The following is a 24,334-nucleotide window of genomic DNA, read 5'->3' on the forward strand; positions in this document are numbered from 1 at the left end:
GAGGGCTCAACCCGCAACGGTGGCGGAAAAAACTGCAGATTTGCAGGAATTACACGTGGGCAGCGTATTTAGCAGCAAAAAGATGCACTTTTGCAGGTTTTCTCCACACATTGCCAATGATGCTCGAACTCTGACAGCCGAGTCTTCCTTTTTAGCTCCGATGCATCGATTTTCATCCTCTTGTCCACGGGGATGCCTCACGTTCCGGCCCGCTCCCGCGAGTCCGCAAAAAAATCCCGCGACGACCTGTCCAGGAAGCTGCATGCGGCAGCTTTTGGCGCAAATCGACGGGGATTTTTTTTTTATTTTAGCCACCACCAAATCAGCAAACCCCACACCAGCGCCGACAGCAGCACGCTCCACAAGCAGCCTTTGGCAAAGCTCAGCTTGGATTTGTGCTCCGTTTCCCGATTCGGATTATTCGGCATATTCGACGAGCTCCAACGGCAGGCCATCCGGATCTGCAAAGAACGTGAATTTGTTTCCCGTAATCGGATCGATTCGGACCGGTTCTACTGAAATGCCTTTGCTTTCAAGCTCTTCGACGCTCTGGGCCATGTCGGCTACGGCGAATGCAAGATGTCTGAGTCCGCGCGCTTCCGGGCGGTTGACGCGTTCCGGCGGATCGGGAAAAGAAAACAGTTCGATCTGCCCGTCATCACCGATCTGCAAATCGAGCTTGTAAGACTTTCTCTCCTCACGATAAGATTCGTGAATGATCTTGAGCCCAAGCAGCTCGACATAAAAACGTTTCGATGTTTCATAATTCGAGCAAATGACCGCTACATGATGAATTCGCTGCAAATTCACGTCCTATCCCTCCGTTTTCTCTATTTATCTACACCTATCTCCTATTATCATAACGTCAGCGCATTCACCTGCGCAATAACATCACTGAAAAAAGCCGCTCTCCGGGATCTCCCCTTCCTGCGGCTGCAAGTTAATTCTTAACCGTCATTTCTCATCGTGGCGATAATTTGCTCCAGCACCTCGTTCGCGTTTTCGTAAGGAACTTGGCACGTCCCCGCCACATGATGCCCGCCACCGCCGTTTTTGAGCATGAGCGTGCCTATATTCGTTTGCGAAGTGCGGTTGACGATGCTGTGCCCGCAGGCGATTACGCAGTTTTGTTTGTTGCGCCCGTCGACGACCCAGATTGAAATATTTTGCTCCGGATAGAGCGCATAGACCATGAAGCGGTTGCCTGGATAAATCGTTTCCACGCCTCTGAGATCCGTTACGATAACATTGCCCTCCGTACGCGTGTACTTGCCGAGCATTTCGCGGTATAAAGCATCCAGCTCAAAATAACGGTTAACCCGCTCTTTCACATCAGGCAGTTCCATGATTTCATGGACAGACATCGTTGCGCAGTGCTCCACGAGGTCCTCCATCAACTGGTAGTTGCTGATCCGGTAATCGCGGTAGCGTCCGAGCCCGGTGCGAGCATCCATAATGAACGAAAGAAGATCCCAGCCCTGCGGCTTCAAAATATCCTCTTGGCTGAACTGGGCGGAATCCGCTTTGTCCACGCCTTTCATAATATCGTCGATATTGCCGAAAACGGCTTTGCCCCCGTAGTAGTCGTATACGACTCTGGCCGCGCTCGGCGCGATCCGTGTCTCTCCCTCAAACTCGACCCTCTTCCCCATCCGCTCCAACTCGCTGGAATGATGATCGAACCAAAGGCCGCAACCCGGCACATAAGGAACGTTCGCCAAAATATCGTTAGACGTCACTTCGATCAGGCCGTCCTGCACATCTTTGGGATGTACGAATTTCATTTCGTCTACCATGTTCAATTTTTTGAACAGCATCGCGCAAACAAGCCCGTCAAAATCCGAACGAGTGATCAACCTCATGTTATGTATCCTCCAATTAGTCCTGCAGAACTACTTTATTTTCCATCTATTATAGCGTCACTGTCAACAAGTGACAACGATTTTTGACAAATCCAACAAATCTTTAGAATGCCCCGCAGGCAAAAGAAAAGAACGGTAAGCCTAAACAGGCTGAACCGTCCTCATTTTGAATGTTAGACATTGGAATAGTCTGGAAAGGAACGCTTCCACTTGAGATAACGGCGGAAATTTTACGGAAAGCTTTACTTCACCCTTCCAGTAAAAGATCAAAATGCTGCTGCTCCGGCCGTGAAACATTTCTATATCCCAGCAAGTTTCTTTCAGCGCGTATTCTTCACGGTTAATCATCAACTTCGGTCCATCCGAGGATGGTACCAGACGGGCAACATGGTTACCACACAGCGAAGTAATTACTTCTTCTTCATTTTGCATCCATTCAGGCTGCATGCTGCTGGATCCTCCCTTTGTTTTATTGTTTCATAAGCAAAACCCCACCTACGTCTGAAAAGGAGGGGGAACTGTTATCGTCGCCCTGACTTTCGGCTGCTGGCTGGCATCGTGTCCCCTGACGAACAAGGAAGCCCCTGTAGCTTTGCGTCGCTGGCTTTCGCCAGGTTTGCCATTATCGAGCCATATCGAAAGCTGTCAAATCATCGCTTTTTACTACTATCAAGGATAAGGTATGTTTTGGCGAATTCGAATACTCTGTTATACCTATTTTACAATATTATATTAGGTAATTAGAACCATTTTTCAAAGTTGTTCTTTTTTAGACACATTCCCGACCCGGTGAAAGCGCTGAGATCCGCGCGTATAAAACAAATTTCCGCCTATTGTCACGACAGCCATAACGAGGAACAATACGTGCCCTCCGTAATAAACCAGCAGCAATCCGCCCACCCACGGCCCTATAAAATGGCCCAAGTTCGTAAACGTCTGCGCGCCGAAATACGTTCCTTTCATATGCTCGGGAGCCAGCTTATCGATTAGCAGGCTGGCGGCGGGATAGTTCAAAATTTCCCCCATCGTAAAAACGACCATGGAGACGACCAGAAGAAAAGTCGTATGCGACAAGGCAAAGCCGACATCTCCGAGCGCGAACATGACGTTGCCAACCGTTACCGCCATAAGCGGGCTGTATTTTTCCGCCCAGCGAGTCAGCGGAATTTGCATCGCGATCACCGCTATCGCGTTCACGCTCATGAGCAGCGCGAACATTTGCACGCCGTCGGCGAAGCTTTTTTGCATATACTGGGACAGCGTCACCATCACCTGCGAATAGCCGATTGCTCCGATAATCCCGCCGATCGTGTAGTATCTGAAAGAAATGTCGCTGCGGATAACGGTCCAGGCCGAGGCGAAAGTCACCGGGGCTTTCTTCTCCCCTTCAATTTGCTTGATGCCGAAAACCGACAGCAGCACGCACAAAGTCACCAGGTAAATAAAATATACGATGCCCGTAAGAAGAAAAGGCAGCGAACCGTCCAGCGTCGCGAAATACGCTCCCAGCAAAGGGCCCACGGCTACGCCGACGTTAATCGCCATGTAGCGCATGGAAAAAACTTTGAACCTTTTGTCCGGTTCCGTGAGGTCGGCCATTAAAGCCTGCGATACGGGCTCATAAAAGGAGCGGCATAAGCCGTTGACCATGTTCAGCAGCATGAACAGCAGCGGCAGCTTGACGAAGGCAAAGCCCGTAAAGACGACGGCCCAGCCCAAAAGCGCCGCAAGCATAATCACTCTGCGCCCGAATCTGTCGGAAAGCGCGCCTCCGATGAACCCCCCCGCCGTCCCCGCCAGTGAACCCATGCCGATGACGACGCCGATCGCCACCTCGCTCATGGAAGTATGCTTGGCCAAATATATCGCCAAAAACGGCAGGCTCATCGAAGAAGCCGCCCGGGCCATGACGGTTCCAAGAATCAAAGTATGTACAATAGGATGATAAGATGCAAAGAAACTTCGCAGCCGATTCATGGAAGATGACTCCTGTTCTCACAATTATTAACCACAGGTCAACAAACCCTAAAATCCTATTATACACAAAATTAGCAATCGTGCATCTCTTTTATATGAAAAAACCTTCCCCATTTTCATAGGAAAAGTGTACTTACGCCGCCGAAAACCGGACGGTCCCGCATATGCAGTTGCACCAAAGTAACTCCCGACTAACTAGCGTTGCACTATTTTCATCTTCATAGGTTCCGCCGCCCAGCGTCATGGAGGGGCTTTTGCAGGGATGTTTCGCTGCAAGCGTATCTGCGGCTGCCCAGAAACCCGCACACCGGAGTCCGTCGCATAATCTCGCCCGGGTGCGCGAAGAAAACCTGCAAAAGTACATCTTTTGCCCGGTTGATACGCTGACCGCGAAATATTCCTGCAAATGTGCAGGCTTTTCGCCGTGAACATGGGCTCAGATTCATTTCCGTCGAAAATACCTGCACAATCGCAGGCTTTTCGCCAAAATGAACCCGTTGTATAGAAAAAACCTGCACTTTCGCAGGTTTTCTCCCTGGCAAGCCGCCTCCCCCGATTCAGTAGCGCTCCCCCTTGCAGAAGAGGCGTGGGTTGGGGAAGAGCGGCTGTCGCACCTCGCGCAGCTCCCAGCGCGAGGTGTTGCGCTGCATGTCGGCGGTCGGTCGACCACATGCTCCCCTCGGTTCCCCCTAACCCATCACTTTATCGACAATCCGACTATTGCAGGTTTCCACGCGTTCACGTTTTCTACGCGCTAATAGGGATGCGCCTCTCCAATGTACGTTTTTCTCATCAGCCTGACTTTTGCACATTTTCTCCGCGTCGGCTGTCGGATGCACTGCCTAATCAGGCTAGTTTTACGGCAGTCTCTCCAGCTTCGCGAGAGGCTTTGTCGTCACCGGACAGTCCCGGCCAATACCGGCTTCAACTCGAACCGCAGCCTGAACCGCAGCTGGAGCCCGACGAACAGCCGGATGAACTGCAGCTGCTGGAGCTGCAGCCGCTTGAGCCGCTGCCGCTATCACTGGAGCAGCTTGTCGAACCGCCGCAGCCGGAGGCCGAGCAGTTGCTTTGCCGGCGGGCGGACTCCTCTTCCGCGGGCAGCACGGCGTTCATGCCGCTGCTGTAATTCGCCGCATCGGCTATGGAGAAAAAAACCATCGCCGCCGCGACATGCAGCATGCTGCCTGAAACCGCCGAAGATCGGGACCAGCCCGTATCTTCGAAGGAACGGCTGTCGGCGGAGCGTTCCGCCTCGGCGACAGCCTGCTTGACCAGGAAGCGGATCGCGTCCGCGATTTCCGGGTCCTGTTCCGCTTTGCCGGTATCGAACCAAAGCGCAGCGATCTCTTCCTCGCTGCGGGAACGCAGCAGGTCCGTCCGTTCCCGGTCCAGCGGATACCGGAAAAAGCCGTTCCAGCATGCCGCACTGCTCGGAGCAAATTCGAACAAATGCGCGTACACCCAGTCGAACCAGGCTCGTTCTCCCGGCATTTCCCTCGGCTCCCGCTCGGGGGAATGATGGATGACCCCGCCGGCGAACTGCTCGCCGAACCGTTGGTACTCTCTTGTAAACATCAGCATTTCGTGCCATATGTCATCAATTTCACTGCTGAACATCGGCGTTCGCTGCAAAATTAAATTCATCAAAAAAAATCGTTTCAACTCAAACCATTTGCAGGCAAATTCATCATCGCTCATTTGCGGATATTCGGATTGTACCCGATATTTGATCCGTTCCGTAAAATCGAACGTAAGCGAGCTCTCCAGCCTTCTTACCGCGTTCTGCAAGGGAACGCCGCTTAATAGTCCTAATTGCTGAGGCAGCTCCGAAGCGTCGAAGCGCTTTTTGGCGGGCCGGCTGCGTTTGTACGACGGCGCTTTTTTTCCGGATTTTCCAAATAAAAATCGAAACACTGGCATCCCTCCCTGTTACCAATATAACACATAATTGTTAGCTGGATAACAACGCCGACAATATCAATTGGAAAACGATTCATAGGTTGCCTATAATATAAGAAACAGCCTGCTGCATAGGCTCTTCCGCAGCAAACTTGAGGGAGGAATCGTATGAAAATAGCCGTTACCGGCGGAACCGGTTTTATCGGAGGCCGCTTGATTCGTTATTGGCAGCAGCAAGGCCACGAAGTGCTCAACATATCCCGTTCTGCGGGTTCTCATGCGGATTCCCCTGCTTCCGGGCAGCAGGTTCAAACAGTTACCTGGGAGCAGCTGCGGAGCCGGCCGGGCGATTTGGGCGGCTTCGACGCCATCGTCAACCTCGCCGGCGCTTCGATCAACCAGCGCTGGACCGCCGCGGCCAAGCACACGATTGTCGAGTCGCGGCTGAAGGCGGCGGCGCAAGTCGCCGACTGGGTCGCAAGCATGAGCGTGAAGCCCAAGGTCGTCGTCAACGCTTCCAGCGTAGCCATCTACGGCACATCCGAAAGCGATACTTACGACGAGCGGAGCCCGCATCGTCTTGTCGATTATCTCTCGAACGTCGTGGAGCAATGGGAAGGGGCGGCGGATCAAATTCAAGGAATGCGGCTCGTGAAAATCCGGGTAGGGCTCGTCCTGGACCGCAAAGAAGGCGCTTTGCCGCCAATGGCGCTCCCCTACAAGTTCGGCGTGGGCGGCAAAATCGGAAGCGGCAGGCAGTGGATATCCTGGATTCATATCGAAGATATGATCAGGCTGATCGACTTCTGCATCCGGCACGAGGAGATCAGCGGCCCTGTCAATGCTACGGCTCCGAATCCGGTGACGAACGAACAATTCGGACGCGTACTGGCGCGGTCGATGCACCGGCCGAACTTTGTTCCTCTGCCCGCTTTCGCTTTAAAGCTGCTATTCGGCGAACTGTCGGAGCTTTTGCTGAAAGGGCAGAAGGTGCTGCCGCGGGCGCTGCTTGAACACGGATTCGTCTTCACTTATCCGACGATCGACGAGGCGCTGGCAGACGTTGCCGGGCGGGGTTGATTCCATCGGCAGCCGGCTTCATGCAAAAAACAGGCAGCCCGGCGATGCCCGGCTGCCTGCTTTACGTTATTATTTTGCCAGCAAGTTGTCCGATACTTTAATAAGCTGCAGCTGTGTCGGCACACCTGTCATCGTCAGGCTGCCCTTATCATCGTAGCTGATGCCAAAGTCGTTATCGTTGACGATGGCGATCGTATTGGCATCAACGACCGTTAAACCTTCGATTTTTTCGTACGGATAGCCGAGCTTGGCGATGTCGACGACAAGCTCTTTGCCGACCGGCTGAATGCCCTTATCCTTCAATTGCTGTACGCTCAAGCTCTCCAGATTTTTGCTCTCATCCGTACCGAGCAAATTCGTCGCTTTGGAGAAATCCGATTTATAGATGCGCTTCAACTGCACTTCCGCTCCGGAGTTTTTGTCGCGCTCGTCGACAAGCAGAACATTTTCGGACAAAGCGGAAAGATCGCTGATCACCACATCTTTTTGCTTCACGTTCGTGAACATCCCGGCCTGCTCGGCCACATAGACGTACTCTCCGGTTACCTGCTTGGAAGCCAGATCCAGCTTCAAAATGCGCAGGTTGCGGGAAGCCTCGCCGGTCTTTTTGTCCGGGTTCGCCATCGGACTTTGAATCGACGTATAGAGCGATCTGCCGTCAGGCGAAATCGTAACGCCTTCGAAACCGCGATTCGAGATTCTCTTGCCGTATACTTCGGGCAAAATATCATAGATCGCTGTCTGCGCACCGGCAGCAACCAGCTTCTCCTTCATCCCTTTCGGCACGTAGCGGCCCAAAATTGTGCCGTCCCGCTTGACCTGCAAGATGGACGGACGGTACTCTTCCGACAACCAGAACGTGTCGTCTGCCGGATTGTAAGCAATTCCTTCCAGATCCAGACCGTCCGGATCATAGGAAAGCTTGGTTGCTCCTTTCTCGTCATAAGGAACCTCGTCCGGTCCTTCCAGATTCGGAAGCCCTGTAATATAAGAACTGTTCGTCACTTTGTCCTTTTTGCCGTCGGGAAGCTGCAGCTTGATCGTTTCCAAAATTTCGATGCTGCCGCCCGCCACTTTAAACTTGTAAATGCGCGGGTTGTAAGTATCGATCGGGAACGTGCGCAGCTTGTCCTTGCCAACTTCTCCGTTAGGCCCGCGGTCCGCTATCGTGTAGAAAGTGTCTGCGGGGTCTTTCGGCAAATGAATAAGCCCGGAGAATCCGCCTTCTTGAATGCCTTTGCCGAGAGAAGGCGCATTCTTCCATTCAAACTTGTCACCCAACTTCGGAATTTCTTTCAACGTCACGCTCTGGTTCCAATCGTTCCAGTCGATTTGCTTGCCGAGCGCTTCACCGATGGTGCGAAGCGGCACATAGGTGCTTCCGTCGATGACAACCGGATCTTTGTCAAGCTTCAGTTCTTTTCCCCCGGACACAATCGGGAATTTCACTGCAATCGCTTCCAATGCAGCTTGTCCTGCAGAAACGACTTGTGCGCCGGATACGACTAATGCCGCTCCCAGCACGACCAGCAATTGTTTTTTTCCATTGATCTTTTTCATTTGATCCCCTCCAAAGTGTAATTCCACTATCTTACAGAAGCATACTTTGCATTTATTTACGCTGTGTTAACGAAATGCAAAGAAATTGTAAATGAAAATTGCCACTTCCCATTCGATTAATAATTGTGTACAATTAAATTGTCAAAAATTTAAAAGAAGGTGATTTTCATGAGCGTTTACGATTATAGCGCCCGGACGATCCGCGGCGAGGAAAAGCCGCTTGCCGACTATCGCGGCCAAGTGCTGCTGATCGTCAACACGGCGACCAAATGCGGGTTTGCCCCGCAGTTTGCCGGACTTCAGGAGCTTTATGACACATATAAAGATCAGGGCTTTGCCGTGCTCGGCTTTCCTTGCAACCAATTTAAAGAGCAAGAGCCCGGCGACGACGCGCAGGTTGAGCAGGCGTGCCAACTAAATTTTGGCGTCAACTTCCCTCTGTTCTCCAAAATCGATGTGAACGGCCCGGACACACACCCGCTCTACCGCCATTTGAAGCAATCGGCGTCCGGATTGTTCGGTTCCGGCATCAAGTGGAACTTCACGAAATTTCTCGTCGACCGGCAGGGACAGGTAATCAGACGGTTCTCTCCCACGACGGCTCCGCGGAAAATCGACGATCAAATCCGCAAGCTTTTGGAACAGTCCGCCGTACACGCCTGAAGCAAGCCCGCAAACGAAAGCAAAAAAGCATCCTCTCACACTGTGAAGGGATGCTTTTTCTATTAAACCGGGCGTTATTTTACATACTTCTTCGCCTTTTCGATAGCTTCGTCTTCCGTCGCCCCGGTTATGTAACGCCCGTTAATAAAAATAAAAGCAAAACGAGAGCAGGGACCGCAATAAGATTTACAGCCCACCTTGACGTCGTCGTCCGGCGCGATGCGGTTCAGCTTCGACACGGCGGTCTTTACTTTCATATGTTTGCATTTGTCACAAATGCGTATGTCATTAGGCATTAGTGATCTCCGTGGTTCCCTTTGCTCGGGTTCGTAATCATGAACCCTTCTTCAGGCGTATAAAAATAATCGATGCGGATGCCGTCAAGAAGCGGCTCGTTTTTGTCAAGCAGGACATCAATCCCTTTATCGGTTGTAACTACGACATCGTTCTCCGATTTATCGTCCAGTCCGAGTCCATAGTGCGCATGATCGCCATGCTTGTGAGTCACTTGAACGCGTACGGTCAATCCTTTGTTTTCTTCTTTGTCCAGTTCCATCTGAAGTACTTTGGCAGCGTTGCGTGAAATTTTGACTTTCATCTTGTACACATCTCCTGAAACAAATTTTAATCTTATTGTAAATAATCAGAGGGACGAAATCAACTTTGGTTTCGTATTGCCAATTTCGCCCCAGCTCTATAAAATGGTTAGTAGTAAATCGATTCTCCACTAAATTCAACTTGGAAACTTACTTACCTTAACGTTAGTATTGAACCGGAAAGGATGCGTTCCCATGTCTACGCTAGAGAATGAGAAAGTCGCTCCGCTCAGCAACTACATCCCCAAAGAACCGAAGGTGATTGACTGCTCAATAGAAAGAACGCTGGAAGTGATCGGAGGAAAATGGGCCTTCCTCGTACTTCGCGAGTTGTTCTGCGGGACACGCCGCTTCGGAGAACTGCAGCGCCAAATCGCCGGCATCAGCCCCAAATCGCTCACCGATACGCTGCGGCATCTGGAGGATCACGGCGTATTGGAGCGGACCGCTTATCCGACAGTTCCCGTAACCGTCGAATACACGTTGACACCTAAAGGCCAGGATTTGCATCAAATATTGAAAGAAATGAAGTTATGGTCGGCAAAATGGACATAATGGTCCATTAAGGACAAAGCTTCGTTTAAGAGAGCCAATTTCTGCATGGCTGCTTACTACAACTGAGGAGTGTTTACTGGATGATCATAATCAAGTCAAAAGAACAGATTGAAAAAATGGGCAAGGCCGGGCGCATTCTCGCGGACTGCCATAAAGAAATTGCCAAGATGATCCGCCCGGGCATCACCTCATGGGAGATCGACCAATTCGTCGAAGGCTTCCTTGCCGGACACGGCGCGACTCCCGAGCAAAAAGGATACCGCGGCTACCCCTACGCCACCTGCGCTTCCGTAAACGATGTCATTTGCCACGGCTTTCCGGGCAAAGAGCCGTTGAAGAACGGCGACATCGTCACGATCGATATGGTCGTCAATTTGGACGGCTGGCTGGCGGACTCGGCCTGGTCGTACGCGGTCGGCAGCATCTCCCCCGAAGCGGAAAAGCTGCTGGAAGTGACCAAGGAATCGCTGTACAAAGGCATTGAAAAAGCGGTCCCGGGCAACCGGATCGGCGATGTATCGCATGCGATTCAGGTGTACGCCGAATCCCAAGGTTTTTCTGTCGTCAGGGACTTCATCGGACACGGCATCGGTTCCGAGATGCATGAAGAGCCGCAAGTGCCGCACTACGGCCCGGCCGGCAAAGGCCCGCGCATTAAAGAAGGCATGGTGTTCACGATCGAGCCGATGCTCAATGTAGGCAAATACTTTACCAAAATAGATCTGGACGGATGGACAGCCCGTACCGTCGACGGCAGCCTCTCGGCCCAATACGAGCATACGATAGCGATCACAAGCAGCGGACCGATCATTTTGACCGACCAATCATAGCAGCTTTGGTTACGGAGGAACCCAGGTGATTTCTTTTTACAGGAAATATTGGAGGACGGCTTTTGATATAGCGCTCATCGTGCTTACCGTCTATTTGTTCATGCTTCTTTTCAGCTATTTGTACCGCATCGCGACGCCTATTTTTCTGGCTCTGATTATCTATGCGATAATCGAGCCTCTGGCTCGCTTTCTGCACCGCAAAGGGATGCCGAAGTCCATCGCTTCCGCGATTTCCACCCTGGTGTTCGTGCTTATTATTTTAGGCGCACTTGCAGGTGCGGCCCTGATTTTCACGAACCAGATCATGAGTCTGGCGGAAAAAATCGATACATACAAAGCCGTGTTCCAAACGCAGATCGTGGAAAAAGTCAGCCAGCTGCAAGGCTCGATACGGAACCTGCCCGACGACGTCGTAGCGAAAGCGCAAAGCTACGCCGCTCAATTCGCGGAAAAAGCGTCCAAGCTGCTGGTCAGCTTTTTATCGGGGCTCGTCAACTCGCTGACGTCGTTTTCCACGTTCATGTTTAATTTTATCGTCGGCATCATTCTGGCGTACTTCTTGAGCATCGAGATCGAATCGTGGAACAAGTTTGCGAGCGACAAAACCCCTCGGACGTTTAAAACGGCCTACTACTTTCTTAAAGAAAACGTGATCAAAGGCATCGTTTCCTACATCAAGGCGCAGTTGAAGCTGATTTCGCTGACGTTTGTCGTCATTTTTGCCGCGCTGCTCGTTTTGAACGTCAACAACGCGTTCTCCGTTGCGCTGCTGTCGGCGATTTTCGATGTGCTGCCGCTGCTCGGCGTTTCGACCTTGTTCATTCCTTGGATCATTTACCTGTTTATCGTCGGCAATACGACTTTGGCCATTTGGCTGACCATCGTACTTGTGGTTGTAATCCTCGTCAGGCAGTTTATGGAGCCCAAAATTACGGGCGAATCGCTCGGCGTATCGGCTTTTACGACACTCGCTTTCATGATCGTCTCGCTGTCCCTGTTCGGCGTCGCCGGCGTCATCATGTCCCCGGTGCTGATCATTTTGATCAAGGCGCTGTACGACCAGGGATATTTGCAACAATGGATCAGCAAGCCGCAGGACGAATATTCGGACAACCGCAGCCCCTATGGCGGATCTTAAACGCGAAAATGATAGCCGCCCTTTTCCCCATGCAAGGGGTTAAAAGGGCGGCTATTGCCATGCCGCGGCGGAGACCGCCTGCACAAACTGCTTTGTCGGAAACGTATGCGTTAGAGCTGGATGAACAATCTGCCGAGGCTTCTGCACTGCGCTGAGAAAGCCTGCAAACATGCAGCTTCGGGGCTCGCTGACTGTTTAGCCCCCTGCCACGAACCCTTCCTGCAATTGGAGATTGTGCAGGCTGCCCGAGAAAGTAGCGATACTCTGTGAGGGTTGGGGGAACCAGTGGCTAATGCGCGCCCCTCCCGGTATAGGTCGTGGAACTGCACAACTGGGCAGAGAGGCAGCTTGGTAGAGAGAAAACCTGCAAAAGTGCAGGTTTTCCCTGTGAAATCGGCTGATTTTGGCGAAAAACCTGCAAAAGTGCAGGAATATTCGCTGAAAGCGAGTCGGAGTCCATCTGTTCGGTGAAAAGCCTGTACTTTTGCAGGAATTGTTCGTGCCCAGCGATCAAGGGCGCAAATTCATGTATTTTTGCAGGTTTTCTTCGTGCGGCCAGGCTATCCCCCCTAACGTGGAGGCTTTTCAACAGCCTGAATTGTGCAGGCTTTTCACCGCTACAAAATTGCTCAAGTTCATTATGGCTGCACTTTCACAGACTTTCTCCACAGACCGCCCTGCCAAGCCCCCTAATACCCCGCCGGGCGGCGAAGTAAAAGAAGTGGAGCGTCGGGCGGCGCAGCTAAAGAAGTGGCCCGCCGTACGGTGCAGCTAAAGAAGTGGTACGCTGCAGGCGTGGCCCGTCGTGCGCACAGCAAAAGGAGCAGCCCACCTCACCGCGCAGCAAAAGGAACGGCCCACCGGGCGCAACTCCCCAGCGTGCGGTGGGGCGCCGCTTGACGGCGGCAACTACGCTTTTCGGCTCACACTCTGTGCATATGACGGTAATCCGATGGGGCGAGTCCGGTTTTCTTTTTGAACACGCGGCTGAAATAAAAGCCGTTCTCGTAGCCGCAAGCTCCGGCGATTTCTTCCAGCGTCAGCGTCGTCTCCGCCAGGAGCCGGCGCGCTTTCGCCAAGCGGACGTCCTGCACATACTCCGACGGATTCAGGCCGAACGCCTTGTGGAACCGCCGCGTCAGCTGCACGGGCGAAAGCCCCAGCCGCTCAGCCATCTCCGACATGCTGAACGCTTCGTCGGCCCGCTCGGTCAACATGTTCCGGGCAAGCTCCATTTTCCGGTCCGCGACCGGCTCCGGGACTTCGATCCTCCCCTTTTCCATCCGTACCAGCCTGAGCAAATCATTCAACATATGCTCCTTATGCGCTGCACTCTCCTCGTCCCAATCGGGAAGCTTCCTTAAGTACTCGTAATCCGACAGCAGCCGCTCCGCATCCCGGACGGCCAGCTTGCCGCACCACTCGGATTCTTCCTCCGGCAGAAACGGCGGAATCCAGGCGAATTGCAAAAAATGAAACGACAGCGGCTCCGCTGTCCTGCGGTGAAACCACTCGTGAGGCGGACAGACGACGAGCTCTTTGAACCCTGCTTCTCCGCTCTCCTCACCAATTTGATATTGGAACCGCCCTGCCTCGACCGCAAACATCGTCCAGCAGGAGTACCGGTCTTTGTCCAACATAAACTGCCGTTTCCGATGCCAGTATACATGAGATATCAACCGCGCGGACGGGACCCGAACCATCCTTCTCCCCCTCAATGATATCGATGAAATAAAGTATATGCGATATGCAACGGATTGCATGTTCAATGAACATATCGTATTTTACAATGAAATACAAGATATATATTTCCTTTTGAGCAGGGAGCGATCAGGATGAAAAACGAAACTTTCGCAAGCGACATTACCGTCGTAGGCGGCGGATTGGCGGGCGTCTGCGCGGCCGTCGCCGCAGCCAGGTTAGGCCAAACCGTGGCGCTCGTGCAAAACCGTCCGGTGCTTGGCGGCAACTCCAGCAGCGAAGTGCGCGTATGGGTGTGCGGCGCAACGGCGCACGGCGTTCACAGGTATGCCCGTGAGACCGGTATTATGGGTGAGCTGTTCGTCGAGAACCAGTACCGCAATATGGACGGGAATCCGTATATTTGGGATTTGGTCGTGCTGGAGAAGGTGAAGGCTGAGCCCAACATCACCCTTTTCCTGAACACCGACGTGCATGAAGTCGAAGCGGACGGCTCGGAAAATGACCGGACGATCCGCTCGGTAACGGGCTGGATGATGGGTTCGGAGCGGCGGATCCGCTTTGAGAGCCCGATCTATCTCGACTGTACGGGAGACGGCCTCGTCGGCTTTCTGGCCGGGGCCCGGCACCGCATCGGACGAGAGGCGAGAGAAGAATACGGCGAAGACTGGGCGCCTTTGATCCCGGACGATATTACGCTGGGCAGTACGCTGCTTTTTTATACCAAAAATGCGGGAAAACCCGTCAAATACACGCCTCCTGCCTTTGCCAAAGACATTACGCAAACGTCGATCCCGATCCGACGCATGATCCGCAGCGGTGATAACGGCTGCGCTTACTGGTGGATCGAGTGGGGCGGCGAGCTCGACACGGTGCACGATAACGAACGGATTCGCGATGAGCTGAGCGCCGTCATTTACGGCATCTGGGATTACATTAAAAACTCCGGCAAATTCGACAGCAGCCATCTGACGCTTGAATGGATCGGCTCGCTACCCGGGAAGCGGGAGTATCGTCGTTTCGTCGGGGACTACGTATTGAACCAGAACGATCTGCTTGAGCAAAAGGAGTTCGCCGACCGCGTCGCCTTCGGCGGATGGTCCATCGATCTGCATCCGCCGCAAGGCATGTATGCCGCGGAGAACGGCTCAAAGCACTGGCATATGGACGGCAACTACCATATCCCGTTCGGCTCGCTGTACTCCGTCAACGTGCGCAATATGCTTATGGCCGGCCGCAACATCAGCGCCTCGCACGTCGCCTTCGGCACGACGCGGGTCATGGCGACGTGCGCGGTTATCGGCGAAGCCGCGGGCACGGGAGCCGCGCTCTGCGTGCAGAAAGGCGTCACGCCGCGCGAGCTGCGGGAGCGCCATCTGGAGGCGCTGCAGCAGACGCTGCTGCGTCAGGACGCCGCCGTGCTCGGCCTGAAGAACGGCGACGAGGCGGATTTGGCGCGCCTCGTCATGACATCGGCTTCCAGCGTGTTAACCAAGCTGGAAGTTGCCGACTCCGCGGCAACGGTTCATTTGACCGCCGATCTCGGCCTGCTGCTGCCCGTCGATCCGCACCTGTCCGGGCTGGAGCTGCTGCTCGATGCCGGCCGGGACAGCGAGCTGACTGTGGAGCTTTGGAGCACCGGCAAAGCGCAAAACTATGTCCCGCACACGCTTATCGCCACGTCGCGCACCGGCGTAACGAAAGGCTCGCGGCAGTGGGTGCGGACCGATCTCTCCTGGCATCCGGAAACCGCCCGGAACGCCTTCATCGTCATACGCAGCAATCCGGATTTGTCCGTACACGTATCGGATCGCCCGCATACCGGCGTGCTTTCTTTCCTCCATGGCAGCGATCCGAGCCTAACAAAAGAAACCGTGCACGCTCAACCGGTAGCGGAGTGGAGCATGCAGGCATTTGTGCGCAAGCCGATTTGTTTCCGTCTGGCTTCGGCGACTTCCGCTTTTTCACCGGACAAAGCCGTGGACGGCTGCACCCGGCCTTACGCCGGCCCGCATATGTGGTCCTCGGACACCGTGCAGCCCGAATCGCCCGAATGGCTGGAGCTCAGCTGGCCGGATGAAGTCGAAATCAGCACCGTCCATCTGACCTTCAACGACGATGTGAATGAAGATTTGATCAATCTTCATCATCACCTGACGCCGTTTGAAGCCATTCCGGAGCTGGTCAAAGATTATACGCTGCAGGCGTTTGCGCATGGCGATTGGCTCACTTTGGCCGAAGTGCGCGGCAACTACACCCGCAAACACGTCCACAAGCTGGCCCAAGCCGTCCGTACGGACCGCATCCGTGTTACCGTCGAGGCAGCGAACGGAGCTTCACGAGCGGAAATTGTAGAAGTGCGCTGTTACAATTAAGCGGGCGGACGCCGCCAATTGCCCGGCTGGGCGCAAAAGCTCCGCTTTTATGGCGGTTCCTGGTCCAACGGCCGACATTCGCCGGGCAGCTTTTCTCAAGAGTTGGGTCTTTTTCCCTCTTGATATACCTGACATGGTGTGTTATATTAAAAGTGCGTTAAATCAAGGTTTTCACTTCAAAAAGTTGATATAGGAGTGATTATGATGAACAATAACTCACTGCACATCCCTCAGGGCGAAGAAGTTATTCGTGTGGAAATGACCGTCAAGGAAGCGCTCGCATTGTCCGGTGCCAAATTCCCGCAAAATCACAAGCTTGAAACAGATGCCATTAAAAAGCTGAAACAATCTCTCGAAGATAAACTGCTCCATTCGAACCACTAATTGCATACAGCCTTGCGTTTCGATGATACGCTCATCGGGGCGCAGGGCCTTTTTCATTTTCACGGCCTGGCGGTTAATGGCGTACCGATTCGCTCATACTAAAAGCGCATCGACCATTCTATTCGACCAGGGAGTGATGAACATGTCTGACAACAAACAGCAAGGCCACGGCAGCCAGAACACGACGAACCGGACTTCGGACAAGAGCAGCAGCAAAGGCAGAAAATGAAAATCAACCGAACATTTCCCGGGAGGCGGCAAGCATGATGGAACAATTGGAAAGCAACTACGACTGCGCCAATGCCGGCGCCGACCTGCACAGTCTGAAAGAAGAGCTGGATCAACTTAAAGCGCAAGGAACTCCTGACCGGGAGTCTCAGGAACTGCTGAACCGGATCGAAAATCAGATCCGATTCATTGAGAATAAATGCTCCATCCGTCATTAAGCGCAAAAAATGCAGCCCATTCAGCCTCATGTTCAGGCCGGATGGGCTTTTTCGCGTTTGCAAGGCTCACGATACCCGCTTCACCCTGTTTATAAAAAACGAAAGCACCAGAGCAACGGCCGTTATGATTGTGGCGATCACAAACGCGTCGTTAATGCCGCTGATCGTCGATTCTTTCATCGCGGTTCCATAAATCAGCGTAGTTACGAGCTTGCTGCCTGCCGCAACGGGGATATGCGCCATCTCGGCAACTCCGTGCCCCAGGCGGGCCAATTCCGCCGTAATAACCGGATTCGTCGCGGTAAACGTGTTGCCGGTGTTCCCCATATGGAAATCCGTCCTGCTGCTCATGACGGTCACCAGCAGCGCCGTTCCCAATGAGCCCGCCACCTGCCGCAGCGTATTGGACATCGCCGTTCCGTGGCTATGCAAATGTCTGGGCAGTTGGTTCATCCCTTCGGTCATGATCGTCATCATCATGAAAGACATGCCGAACATCCGCAGGCAGTACAGCAGCAAAATGTGGCTGTAGGACGTATCCGCCGTCAGCTTGCTGAACTCCCAGGTCGTAACGGTCGTAATGACGAGGCCGGTGACGGCCAGCAGTCTGACCCCGATCCGGTCGAACACCATGCCTGCGATCGGCTGCATAATGCCCATCAGTATCGCGCCCGGAAGCAGCAGCAAACCCGAAGCGAGCGGGGTGAATCCGCGAATGTTCTGCAAGTAGATCGGCAGCAAAATCATCGCTGCGAACATCGCCATATTGATGATGGAACTGACGATAGTCGTCAATGTGAAAATGTTGTAGGTGAACACCCGCAGATCGAGCATCGGTTCCTCGGCGGTCAGCTCCCGCCACACAAAACCGATCAGGCTCAGTATCCCTGTCGTCAACGTTCCGAGCACTTCCGTGCTCTGCCAACCGGCTGTGCCCGCTTCGCTGAAAGCGAACAGCAGGCCGCCGAAGCCGACCGTTGAAAAGAAAAATCCCCAAAAGTCGAATTTTACTTTGGATATTTTGGTCACGTTGCCCATCAGCGCAATGGCCAGCAAAATGTCGACCAGACCGATCGGCAGTACGATATAAAACAGCAGCCGCCACGTATACGTCTGAACGAGCCATCCCGAAAGCGTCGGGCCGATCGCCGGGGCGAAAATCATCGCGATGCCCATCGTTCCCATGGCGCTCCCTCTTTTTTCAGGGGGAAAAACCGTTAAAAATACAGTCATCATCAGCGGCATAATGATGCCCGCTCCCGAGGCCTGCACGACCCTCCCCGTCATCAGCAGCGCGAAGTTGGGCGCGACCGCGCAAATCAGAGCCCCTGCGGTAAACAAAATCATCGCGGTTAAAAACATCACCCGGGAGCCGAACCGTTCTATTAAAAAGGCGGTTATCGGAATCATGACACCGTTTACCAGCATGTAACCCGTCGTTAGCCACTGCACGACGTTGGCCGCTACGTTGAAATCGGTCATAATATGAGGAATCGCGACATTGATGAGCGTCTGATTCAAAATGGCGACGAAAGCCCCCAGCATGAGCACCGCAAGCAGTTGGCCCACTTTGACTTCCGCCGTTCGCGGGGAAGCGGATTTTCTTGCAGCGGACCTCCGGCTGCCGTTCAGCTCCTCCGACATTTCGACCAGCAGATCGGACGGCTCGGGTACCGGCGTGTAATGCCCGCTCGCTCCCTTGGCTTTGCGCCTCCATCTTTTGACGGCAAACCGGTTCACCGCCGCAATGACAACAAGACTGAATATGGCATAGCCTATCGCATACGCATTCATATGTCCGCTCCCTTACTTATGAATGCGTGCGGTGACACTCATTCCCGGTATGAGGCCGAGCCCGCGGTTGCCCTCCAGCGAGATCGTAACAGGGATGACCTGGGCCACCTTCGTATAGTTGCCGGTTGTGTTCGAGGCCGGCATCAGCGAAAAAGTTCCGGCTGTCGCCAGCCCTATCCTGTCCACCCTGCCGCTTAACGTCGTACCCGGAAACGCATCCACGTAAACGTCGACGGCTTGTCCCAGCTTCACGTCATTGATTTCCGTTTCCTTTACGTTCGCCGTCACCCAGAGCCGATCCAAATCGTAGAGATACGCCAGCGGCACCCCTGCCGATACGAGCGATCCGGTGATTGCGCTCTGCTGAACGATCGTTCCTTGTTTGGGCGTTAAAATATCTACGGCGCCCGACGCTGCCGCGACTGCTCCGATCCGGTCTCCCTGGGACATTTTTTTGCCCGTTTCTCCGTACCAATCCGTCAATTTTCCGGAAGCGGATGCGCTGATCACTATTTGATCGCCCGTGATTTGTGCATTGTTCGTCGATAAGTAGTTGATGGACTGGTTGTAAAAGTAGTAGCCTATCGCCGCTCCCCCAACAAGAATGATGAGCAGAATTATGTTAAGTACGATCATGCGTGCCGTGCCCTTCATTAGGATTCGCCTCTTTCCGGATGGTTTGTCATTTCAACAAACCTAATATCTCCCACAAAAAAGAGGAATATGTAGAAAACAGGCAAAAACGGCAAAGAGAAGGAAGCCTGCGCGTGGGGGGTTGCCCTGGCAATCCTTCGCCTCCGCATCGATGACAGCGTCTCCTTCTCGGCCCTTTCGTCAGTTAATCCGTTTTCTGGTCAGGATACACGGAACTCCTTTGCCTACTGCGCCAGGCTCCGACATCGCGGCCAAATACCGCAATCCCCGGGCACACTGCTGCTTGCAAACCGCGCATGTCGACGATTCGACAATTTTCATCGTATATTGAGGCCTGGATGAAACTTCCTTTTTCTTGCTTGCTTTACCTGCTTTTCCTTTAGGGGCCATGCCGATCCCTCCCAAGCTTCCTCTTCAGCAACCGCTCTTGTCATCAGTATATGAGGAGCCGGGGGAACGGTTCTTGCCGGGCATGGCCTTCTTTCGCGGCGTATTTTTACTTGCCTTGGTCTTGTCCCAACAGCTCCAGTCCCTCCAGCAAAATGGGCACGGCTTCTTCGTACAAGGCCGGGAACGTCTCCGCCGGCAGCGGATTTACCCCATACCCGACTTCGATCGTAAAGCCCGGACGGCGAAACTTTTCGATGAACCAATCCTTGTAACCCGCGTCGCTGCCGGTCAGCTTAACCGCTTTGTATCCGCTTGCCCGGGCCAGCCGTTGGGCATACGCTTCTGCCTGAGGGGGCTCGTAATCCCTGTAGTTCCAATAAATTTCCCGCCCTTGAGTATGCAGAGCCATCACCATTTCAAAATTGCGCTCCACCGTAAAAGCCGCAATAGCCGCGGCCTCCGGCTCGGTCAGCGGCGCCTCGCCTGTGTAATCCCGCTCGCCCGGGCACAGCTGTCCTCTGCGGGCCCGCTCCTCCTCCCAATGCGCCGGAAATTGATCGTTCAGATCGACCCCTCGCGCGTTGGCCTTCCAGCCCCTGAAGTCGCCCGAGCCGCAATTCATGGCGATCAGCGCGTCCGCACACGGGAACGGCGCGGATGAAACGCCGTGCAAAACCAGCTCGACCCCGTCGGGATTTACCATCGGGACAAGCCAGAGCGTTATATCCGCAAAAATCCGCCTTGCACTGCGCCCCCGCCATGGCGTTCCCGAGGCATACGCTGCCGCGGCCTCCTCCAAGAACCGCATAAGAATCGGCGTCGTAATCCATTCATTCGCGTGGATGGAAGCGTTGTAATGAATGGATCCGGCGCCTGTGCCAATCGCTACGGCCGGTATGCTGCGGCCTAGCACCGAACACCCGATCGAAGAACAACGCAGAAACGGATACGTCTCCCCAAGTCTCGCAATCTCTTCGCACAGCTTTAAGTAGCCGTATTGTTGCATGAAGCCACCTCCGGAACAAGCTTGCCGCCGCCATGCGACATAGCTTTGTCGATGCCGTATATGCTTATGCCGCCGCGATTTCATTCATGCAAAAAAGCGCCGTCGCGGCTTTGTCGTTCCCGCTCCGGCGCTCTTTTACATAATGTTGGGCACCTGCCAAACGACAGGCGTTAAGGAAATCTGCTCTTTCAGCCAGGACTGGGCGATCGTTTTGAACAGCTCCGTGTCGCCGCTGCAAAAAAACTGGTGTACAGGCACGTCCGCCGCTGCCGACGATAGCCCGCGGTGATAAAGAATCGTGCTGATTTCCCGGGCCGTTTCGTCCGCCGACGAGATGAGCGTCACTTTCGGCCCCATCACGCGCGAAATCGCATCCATCAGAAAAGGATAGTGCGTGCAGCCCAGAATCAGGCAATCCATCGGCTTCCCGGTCAAAGGCCGCAGCGACTGTTCAACGACCGCATAGGCTTCGTCCGCATCGAACAGCCCTTTTTCGACGAACGGCGCCAGCAGCGGGCAAGCCGCGCTGTATACTCGAATGCCCGGTGAAATCGAGGTCAGCTCCTGCACGTAGGCGTTGCTGCGGATCGTTCCGTCCGTACCGATCACGCCGACGACACCGCGGCGGGTCGATTTAATCGCAGCTCTCGCTCCGGGTGAAATAACGCCAAGCACCGGAATCGATACCCTTTCGCGTATATCTTCAATCGCTACGGCAGTTGCCGTATTGCATGCTATCACAATCATTTTGGGATCGAATTGTCTCAAATAATCGACGATTTGCTTGGTAAACGTCCGGACTTCATCCGCAGACCTGGGTCCGTACGGGCTTCTGGCCGTATCTCCGAAATATATGATTTTTTCTTGCGGAAGCTGGCGCATGACTTCTTTTACTACCGTCAATCCTCCGACTCCGGAGTCCAGAATGGCAATCGATTGCTGCACAGTATACGCTTCCTTTGCCGGTTTTTGTATGCCCTTAGCTGCGCCGAAAGCGGGCCTGCTTATAAAGCCCGCTTTCAGTCTACATGGATAGAATATGATTCCGCAGCTTCAAAGGTACCTGTGCGTTTGTGATCGTAATCCAGCGCAAATCCTTAATTCGCGGACGGCTTCAGCTCGTTCACCAGCCCGAATTCATAGCCCTTTTTCTTAATCTCCTTACAAATCCGGTCCAGCGCCTCCATATTTTCCTTGGACCCTTGATGCATCAAAATCACGTTGCCGTCATGCAAATTATTCATAATATCGTTGTACGGATCTTCGGCCCCGTTTTTGCGCGGCTCCCAATCTCTCATGGCCGTCGACCAAAACACCGACGTATAGCCCATCCCCGAGACGAGGCTCAGGTTATGCATATTATAGCGCCCGTACGGAAAACGGAAATATTTTTCCACTTCCTTGCCGGTAATTTCTTTGTACATCGTTTCAAAATCGGTTATTTCCTTTTTGATTTGATCGTCGGTCAATTCGTTGAAATCTTTGTGCGTCATCGTATGATTCGCTATGAAATGGCCGTCGGCTACCAGCTTTTTCAAATAGTCCGGATTTTTCTTAATATTGTTTCCCGAGATGAAAAAGTTCGCTTTCACATCGTTGTCCTTCAGCGACTTGAGCATCAAGTCCACATCGATCAGCGGCCCGCCGGCATCGATGGTCAGGTACACCTTTTTCCCCGTGCCTACCCATACCGCTTTCTGATCGGCTGTAAAAGATTTCGTCTCCTTCGGGAAGTCGGGGACTTGTCCCGTTTTCTTTTTCATGTAGTACCATGAAAAAGGCGTGCGGTCACCGGCTGCCGCTTTGGCAGAGCCCTGGTCGGGAGCCGCTGAGCTTTTGGCGGTGGGCGCAGCCGTCTGCTTCGGAGCCTCGGTCGGAGCCGGAGTCGGGCTCGGGCTTTTTGCCGGCATGGCGGGAGTGGCTGCAGGCGACGGCGTCCGCGAAACGGCGGGAGCCGTCGGTGTCGCAGACGGCGGTGCCGCGCTTGCATTTGCAGCGGACAGCGGCGGAGCGGCCCCTTTGTCATTGGTGCAGCCCACAAGCGCTGCGCCGAGTGTCAGCAGCAAAGCTGCGCTTTTCGTATGTCTGATCATCCTGGCACCTCATTCATGAATACATTTTCGCGTATTCATTTCGACGGCCCCAGCCGAATTACCTGCCATTTCTCGGCATTTTTCTACAAAAATGAACCGGCAGCACGCAAGCCTGGCAAAAGTCTGAGGCGGCAGCCCTTTTGCACGGCAGCGCGAGGAAAGCCTGCAAAAGTCTGACTACTGAAAAAAACGCCACGCTAGAGGCAGCAGCCCTTATGCAAGGCTGCGCGAAGAATGCCTGCAACAGGTAGGGGTTAGGGCTCTTCCCAACCCACTCACCGTAACGATTGATGCGCCGGTGCCTCTTCCGCACAGGTTGCGGCGCTGAAGTAAGGAGGCACATAGCCGCTTGGCAGAGAGAAAGCCTGCAAAAGTGCAGGCTTTTTCCGTAAAAGTAGTTCATTTTGGCGAAAAGCATGCGATTGTGCAGGAATTTTCGATAAATTTGAACCAGAGCCCATATTCGTAGTGAAAAGCCTGTACAATTGCAGGAATTTTTCGTGGCCAGCGCATCAACCGAGAAAAAACTGTACTTTTGCAGGTTTTCTTCACGCGACCATTGTGCGATCGACTCTAGCGTATATGTTTCCGGGCTGCACGCCTGCGCTCCATTCTCTTCGGCAGCCGAAAATAGAAGGGCTGCCCCTCAAGCAGCCAAAAAGCTACTTTGCGGGACAGCCCCATTTTGCCAGACCGCATTTATTTGGCAGCCCGATATGTAAGAAATTGAACGATTGTAATCAGGATAAAAGCAGTCCCCGCCAGCATCGGAATCGTAATAAATCCGAACCAATACAAGTAGTCCACATCGCACGGAACAGGTCCGCACCCTGTGGCGGACTCGTGGAATACGCCCGATTGCAGCAGCACGTGATAGATCGAAATGCAGGCCCCCACAATCGTCATCGGCAGCACGTAGATCGTGAGCTTATGATCTTTGCGGACCGAAGCGATGCCAAGCAGAATGACCAGCGGATACATCAGTATGCGTTGATACCAGCACAATTTGCACGGCAGGAAATGCATAATTTCGGAAAAATACAAGCTCCCCAGCGTCGCCACCAGCGCGATAAACCATGAGACGTGCATACCGTTGTCTTTCAACCATTTATTCAGAACCATGTGGTCTCGTCCTCCCTTTCTCCCTCATTATAGGTAAATTTGTAAAAGAAGTCTATTACATCATGTAGTGTTTGGCCGCGAGAACGTAAACTTTAATCATTCCTGCTTCTAGAAGCATGCTCTGATGAAGTCCGTAGAAGGTACTCCGCCGGACGACTCCCTGGCAATTAATTTTTCGCTTGGAATGTAACTGAAATAGTAGTATA

At 53.4% G+C, this 24,334-nt stretch carries 25 protein-coding genes and 1 riboswitch; of the genes, 8 read left to right on the plus strand and 17 right to left on the minus strand.

The window, feature by feature from the left end:
* Positions 1–302: 302 nt before the first annotated feature.
* From AC3G2T_RS05920 to AC3G2T_RS05945, 6 genes are all read right to left on the minus strand, one after another.
* The gene (locus tag AC3G2T_RS05920) at positions 303–428 is read right to left on the minus strand and encodes a hypothetical protein (protein ID WP_474679475.1); all 126 of its coding nucleotides are present in this window, start codon (positions 426–428) and stop codon (positions 303–305) included.
* Entirely contained in the window at positions 418–810 is a 393-nt protein-coding gene (gene gloA2 / locus AC3G2T_RS05925) for an SMU1112c/YaeR family gloxylase I-like metalloprotein (protein WP_474679476.1), read from the minus strand. The genes AC3G2T_RS05920 and gloA2 overlap by 11 nt, the downstream gene beginning before the upstream one ends.
* Positions 811–947: 137 nt before the next feature.
* Positions 948–1,862 carry an exopolyphosphatase gene (locus AC3G2T_RS05930; protein ID WP_488434850.1) on the minus strand — a complete coding sequence of 305 codons (915 nt, stop codon included), beginning with the start codon at positions 1,860–1,862 and terminating at the stop codon, positions 948–950.
* 141 nt (positions 1,863–2,003) lie between these two features.
* Positions 2,004–2,309, minus strand: coding sequence for a hypothetical protein (locus AC3G2T_RS05935; RefSeq protein ID WP_474679478.1), 306 nt, complete (start codon positions 2,307–2,309; stop codon positions 2,004–2,006).
* 91 nt (positions 2,310–2,400) lie between these two features.
* Positions 2,401–2,493: riboswitch (cyclic di-GMP riboswitch) on the minus strand.
* A 122-nt stretch (positions 2,494–2,615) separates the two neighbouring features.
* Positions 2,616–3,839 carry an MDR family MFS transporter gene (locus tag AC3G2T_RS05940; protein ID WP_474679479.1) on the minus strand — a complete coding sequence of 408 codons (1,224 nt, stop codon included), beginning with the start codon at positions 3,837–3,839 and terminating at the stop codon, positions 2,616–2,618.
* A gap of 924 nt (positions 3,840–4,763) precedes the next feature.
* Entirely contained in the window at positions 4,764–5,756 is a 993-nt protein-coding gene (locus AC3G2T_RS05945) for a glycine-rich domain-containing protein (RefSeq protein WP_488434851.1), read from the minus strand.
* Between the two features lie 153 nt (positions 5,757–5,909).
* On the opposite strand from AC3G2T_RS05945, the gene AC3G2T_RS05950 reads away from it, so the two are divergent.
* On the plus strand, positions 5,910–6,821 hold the full coding sequence (locus AC3G2T_RS05950; RefSeq protein ID WP_488434852.1) for a TIGR01777 family oxidoreductase: 912 nt from the start codon (positions 5,910–5,912) through the stop codon (positions 6,819–6,821).
* A gap of 69 nt (positions 6,822–6,890) precedes the next feature.
* Here AC3G2T_RS05950 and AC3G2T_RS05955 read toward each other — a convergent pair whose 3' ends face one another.
* Positions 6,891–8,381 (minus strand): esterase-like activity of phytase family protein, encoded by a 1,491-nt coding sequence (locus AC3G2T_RS05955; RefSeq protein ID WP_488434853.1) that lies wholly within the window; start codon positions 8,379–8,381, stop codon positions 6,891–6,893.
* Between the two features lie 168 nt (positions 8,382–8,549).
* Here AC3G2T_RS05955 and AC3G2T_RS05960 point away from each other — a divergent pair, with 168 nt between their 5' ends.
* Positions 8,550–9,044, plus strand: coding sequence for a glutathione peroxidase (locus AC3G2T_RS05960; RefSeq protein WP_488434854.1), 495 nt, complete (start codon positions 8,550–8,552; stop codon positions 9,042–9,044).
* Between the two features lie 74 nt (positions 9,045–9,118).
* On the opposite strand, the gene AC3G2T_RS05965 is transcribed toward AC3G2T_RS05960, so the two are convergent.
* Together AC3G2T_RS05965 and AC3G2T_RS05970 are read right to left on the minus strand one after the other, a co-directional pair.
* Positions 9,119–9,340 (minus strand): YuzB family protein, encoded by a 222-nt coding sequence (locus AC3G2T_RS05965; protein ID WP_474679484.1) that lies wholly within the window; start codon positions 9,338–9,340, stop codon positions 9,119–9,121.
* On the minus strand, positions 9,340–9,642 hold the full coding sequence (locus tag AC3G2T_RS05970) for an iron-sulfur cluster assembly accessory protein (RefSeq protein WP_474679485.1): 303 nt from the start codon (positions 9,640–9,642) through the stop codon (positions 9,340–9,342). The genes AC3G2T_RS05965 and AC3G2T_RS05970 overlap by 1 nt, the downstream gene beginning before the upstream one ends.
* A 193-nt stretch (positions 9,643–9,835) precedes the next feature.
* Here AC3G2T_RS05970 and AC3G2T_RS05975 point away from each other — a divergent pair, with 193 nt between their 5' ends.
* The 3 genes from AC3G2T_RS05975 (at position 9,836) to ytvI (ending at position 12,163) form a co-directional block, all read left to right on the plus strand.
* Positions 9,836–10,195 (plus strand): winged helix-turn-helix transcriptional regulator, encoded by a 360-nt coding sequence (locus AC3G2T_RS05975; protein WP_474679486.1) that lies wholly within the window; start codon positions 9,836–9,838, stop codon positions 10,193–10,195.
* A gap of 80 nt (positions 10,196–10,275) precedes the next feature.
* Positions 10,276–11,025, plus strand: coding sequence for a type I methionyl aminopeptidase (gene map / locus AC3G2T_RS05980; protein WP_488434855.1), 750 nt, complete (start codon positions 10,276–10,278; stop codon positions 11,023–11,025).
* Between the two features lie 25 nt (positions 11,026–11,050).
* The gene (gene ytvI, locus AC3G2T_RS05985; RefSeq protein WP_488434856.1) at positions 11,051–12,163 is read left to right on the plus strand and encodes a sporulation integral membrane protein YtvI; all 1,113 of its coding nucleotides are present in this window, start codon (positions 11,051–11,053) and stop codon (positions 12,161–12,163) included.
* A 923-nt stretch (positions 12,164–13,086) separates the two neighbouring features.
* Here the strand turns inward: ytvI and AC3G2T_RS05990 are convergent.
* Positions 13,087–13,866 carry a helix-turn-helix domain-containing protein gene (locus AC3G2T_RS05990; RefSeq protein WP_488434857.1) on the minus strand — a complete coding sequence of 260 codons (780 nt, stop codon included), beginning with the start codon at positions 13,864–13,866 and terminating at the stop codon, positions 13,087–13,089.
* Positions 13,867–13,998: 132 nt separating this feature from the next.
* Between AC3G2T_RS05990 and AC3G2T_RS05995 the strand changes: the two genes are divergently transcribed.
* The 3 genes from AC3G2T_RS05995 to AC3G2T_RS06005 all read left to right on the plus strand — a co-directional run bounded on the left by AC3G2T_RS05995 (position 13,999) and on the right by AC3G2T_RS06005 (position 17,069).
* Positions 13,999–16,239, plus strand: a complete 2,241-nt coding sequence (locus tag AC3G2T_RS05995) for an FAD-dependent oxidoreductase (protein ID WP_488434858.1) — start codon at positions 13,999–14,001, stop codon at positions 16,237–16,239.
* A 201-nt stretch (positions 16,240–16,440) separates the two neighbouring features.
* Positions 16,441–16,623 (plus strand): hypothetical protein, encoded by a 183-nt coding sequence (locus tag AC3G2T_RS06000; protein WP_474679491.1) that lies wholly within the window; start codon positions 16,441–16,443, stop codon positions 16,621–16,623.
* Between the two features lie 263 nt (positions 16,624–16,886).
* Positions 16,887–17,069 (plus strand): DUF2524 domain-containing protein, encoded by a 183-nt coding sequence (locus AC3G2T_RS06005; protein WP_474679492.1) that lies wholly within the window; start codon positions 16,887–16,889, stop codon positions 17,067–17,069.
* A 66-nt stretch (positions 17,070–17,135) separates the two neighbouring features.
* Here AC3G2T_RS06005 and AC3G2T_RS06010 read toward each other — a convergent pair whose 3' ends face one another.
* The 7 genes from AC3G2T_RS06010 to AC3G2T_RS06040 all read right to left on the minus strand — a co-directional run bounded on the left by AC3G2T_RS06010 (position 17,136) and on the right by AC3G2T_RS06040 (position 24,128).
* A complete protein-coding gene (locus AC3G2T_RS06010) occupies positions 17,136–18,863 on the minus strand; it encodes a DHA2 family efflux MFS transporter permease subunit (protein ID WP_488434859.1) in 1,728 nt (575 codons plus the stop codon).
* Positions 18,864–18,875: 12 nt separating this feature from the next.
* Complete coding sequence (locus AC3G2T_RS06015) at positions 18,876–19,517, minus strand: HlyD family secretion protein (protein ID WP_474679494.1); 642 nt, start codon at positions 19,515–19,517, stop codon at positions 18,876–18,878.
* Positions 19,518–19,697: 180 nt separating this feature from the next.
* Complete coding sequence (locus AC3G2T_RS06020) at positions 19,698–19,907, minus strand: hypothetical protein (protein WP_474679495.1); 210 nt, start codon at positions 19,905–19,907, stop codon at positions 19,698–19,700.
* A 106-nt stretch (positions 19,908–20,013) separates the two neighbouring features.
* On the minus strand, positions 20,014–20,913 hold the full coding sequence (locus AC3G2T_RS06025; RefSeq protein ID WP_488434860.1) for a M14 family metallopeptidase: 900 nt from the start codon (positions 20,911–20,913) through the stop codon (positions 20,014–20,016).
* A 135-nt stretch (positions 20,914–21,048) separates the two neighbouring features.
* Positions 21,049–21,858: a glutamate racemase gene (gene racE / locus AC3G2T_RS06030; protein WP_488434861.1), complete on the minus strand. Its 810-nt coding sequence runs from the start codon at positions 21,856–21,858 to the stop codon at positions 21,049–21,051.
* A gap of 152 nt (positions 21,859–22,010) precedes the next feature.
* Positions 22,011–23,006, minus strand: a complete 996-nt coding sequence (locus AC3G2T_RS06035; protein WP_488434862.1) for a polysaccharide deacetylase family protein — start codon at positions 23,004–23,006, stop codon at positions 22,011–22,013.
* A gap of 699 nt (positions 23,007–23,705) precedes the next feature.
* Positions 23,706–24,128, minus strand: coding sequence for a disulfide oxidoreductase (locus AC3G2T_RS06040; RefSeq protein WP_474679500.1), 423 nt, complete (start codon positions 24,126–24,128; stop codon positions 23,706–23,708).
* Positions 24,129–24,334: the final 206 nt, after the last annotated feature.

Source organism: Paenibacillus sp. sgz302191, assembly GCF_057749925.1.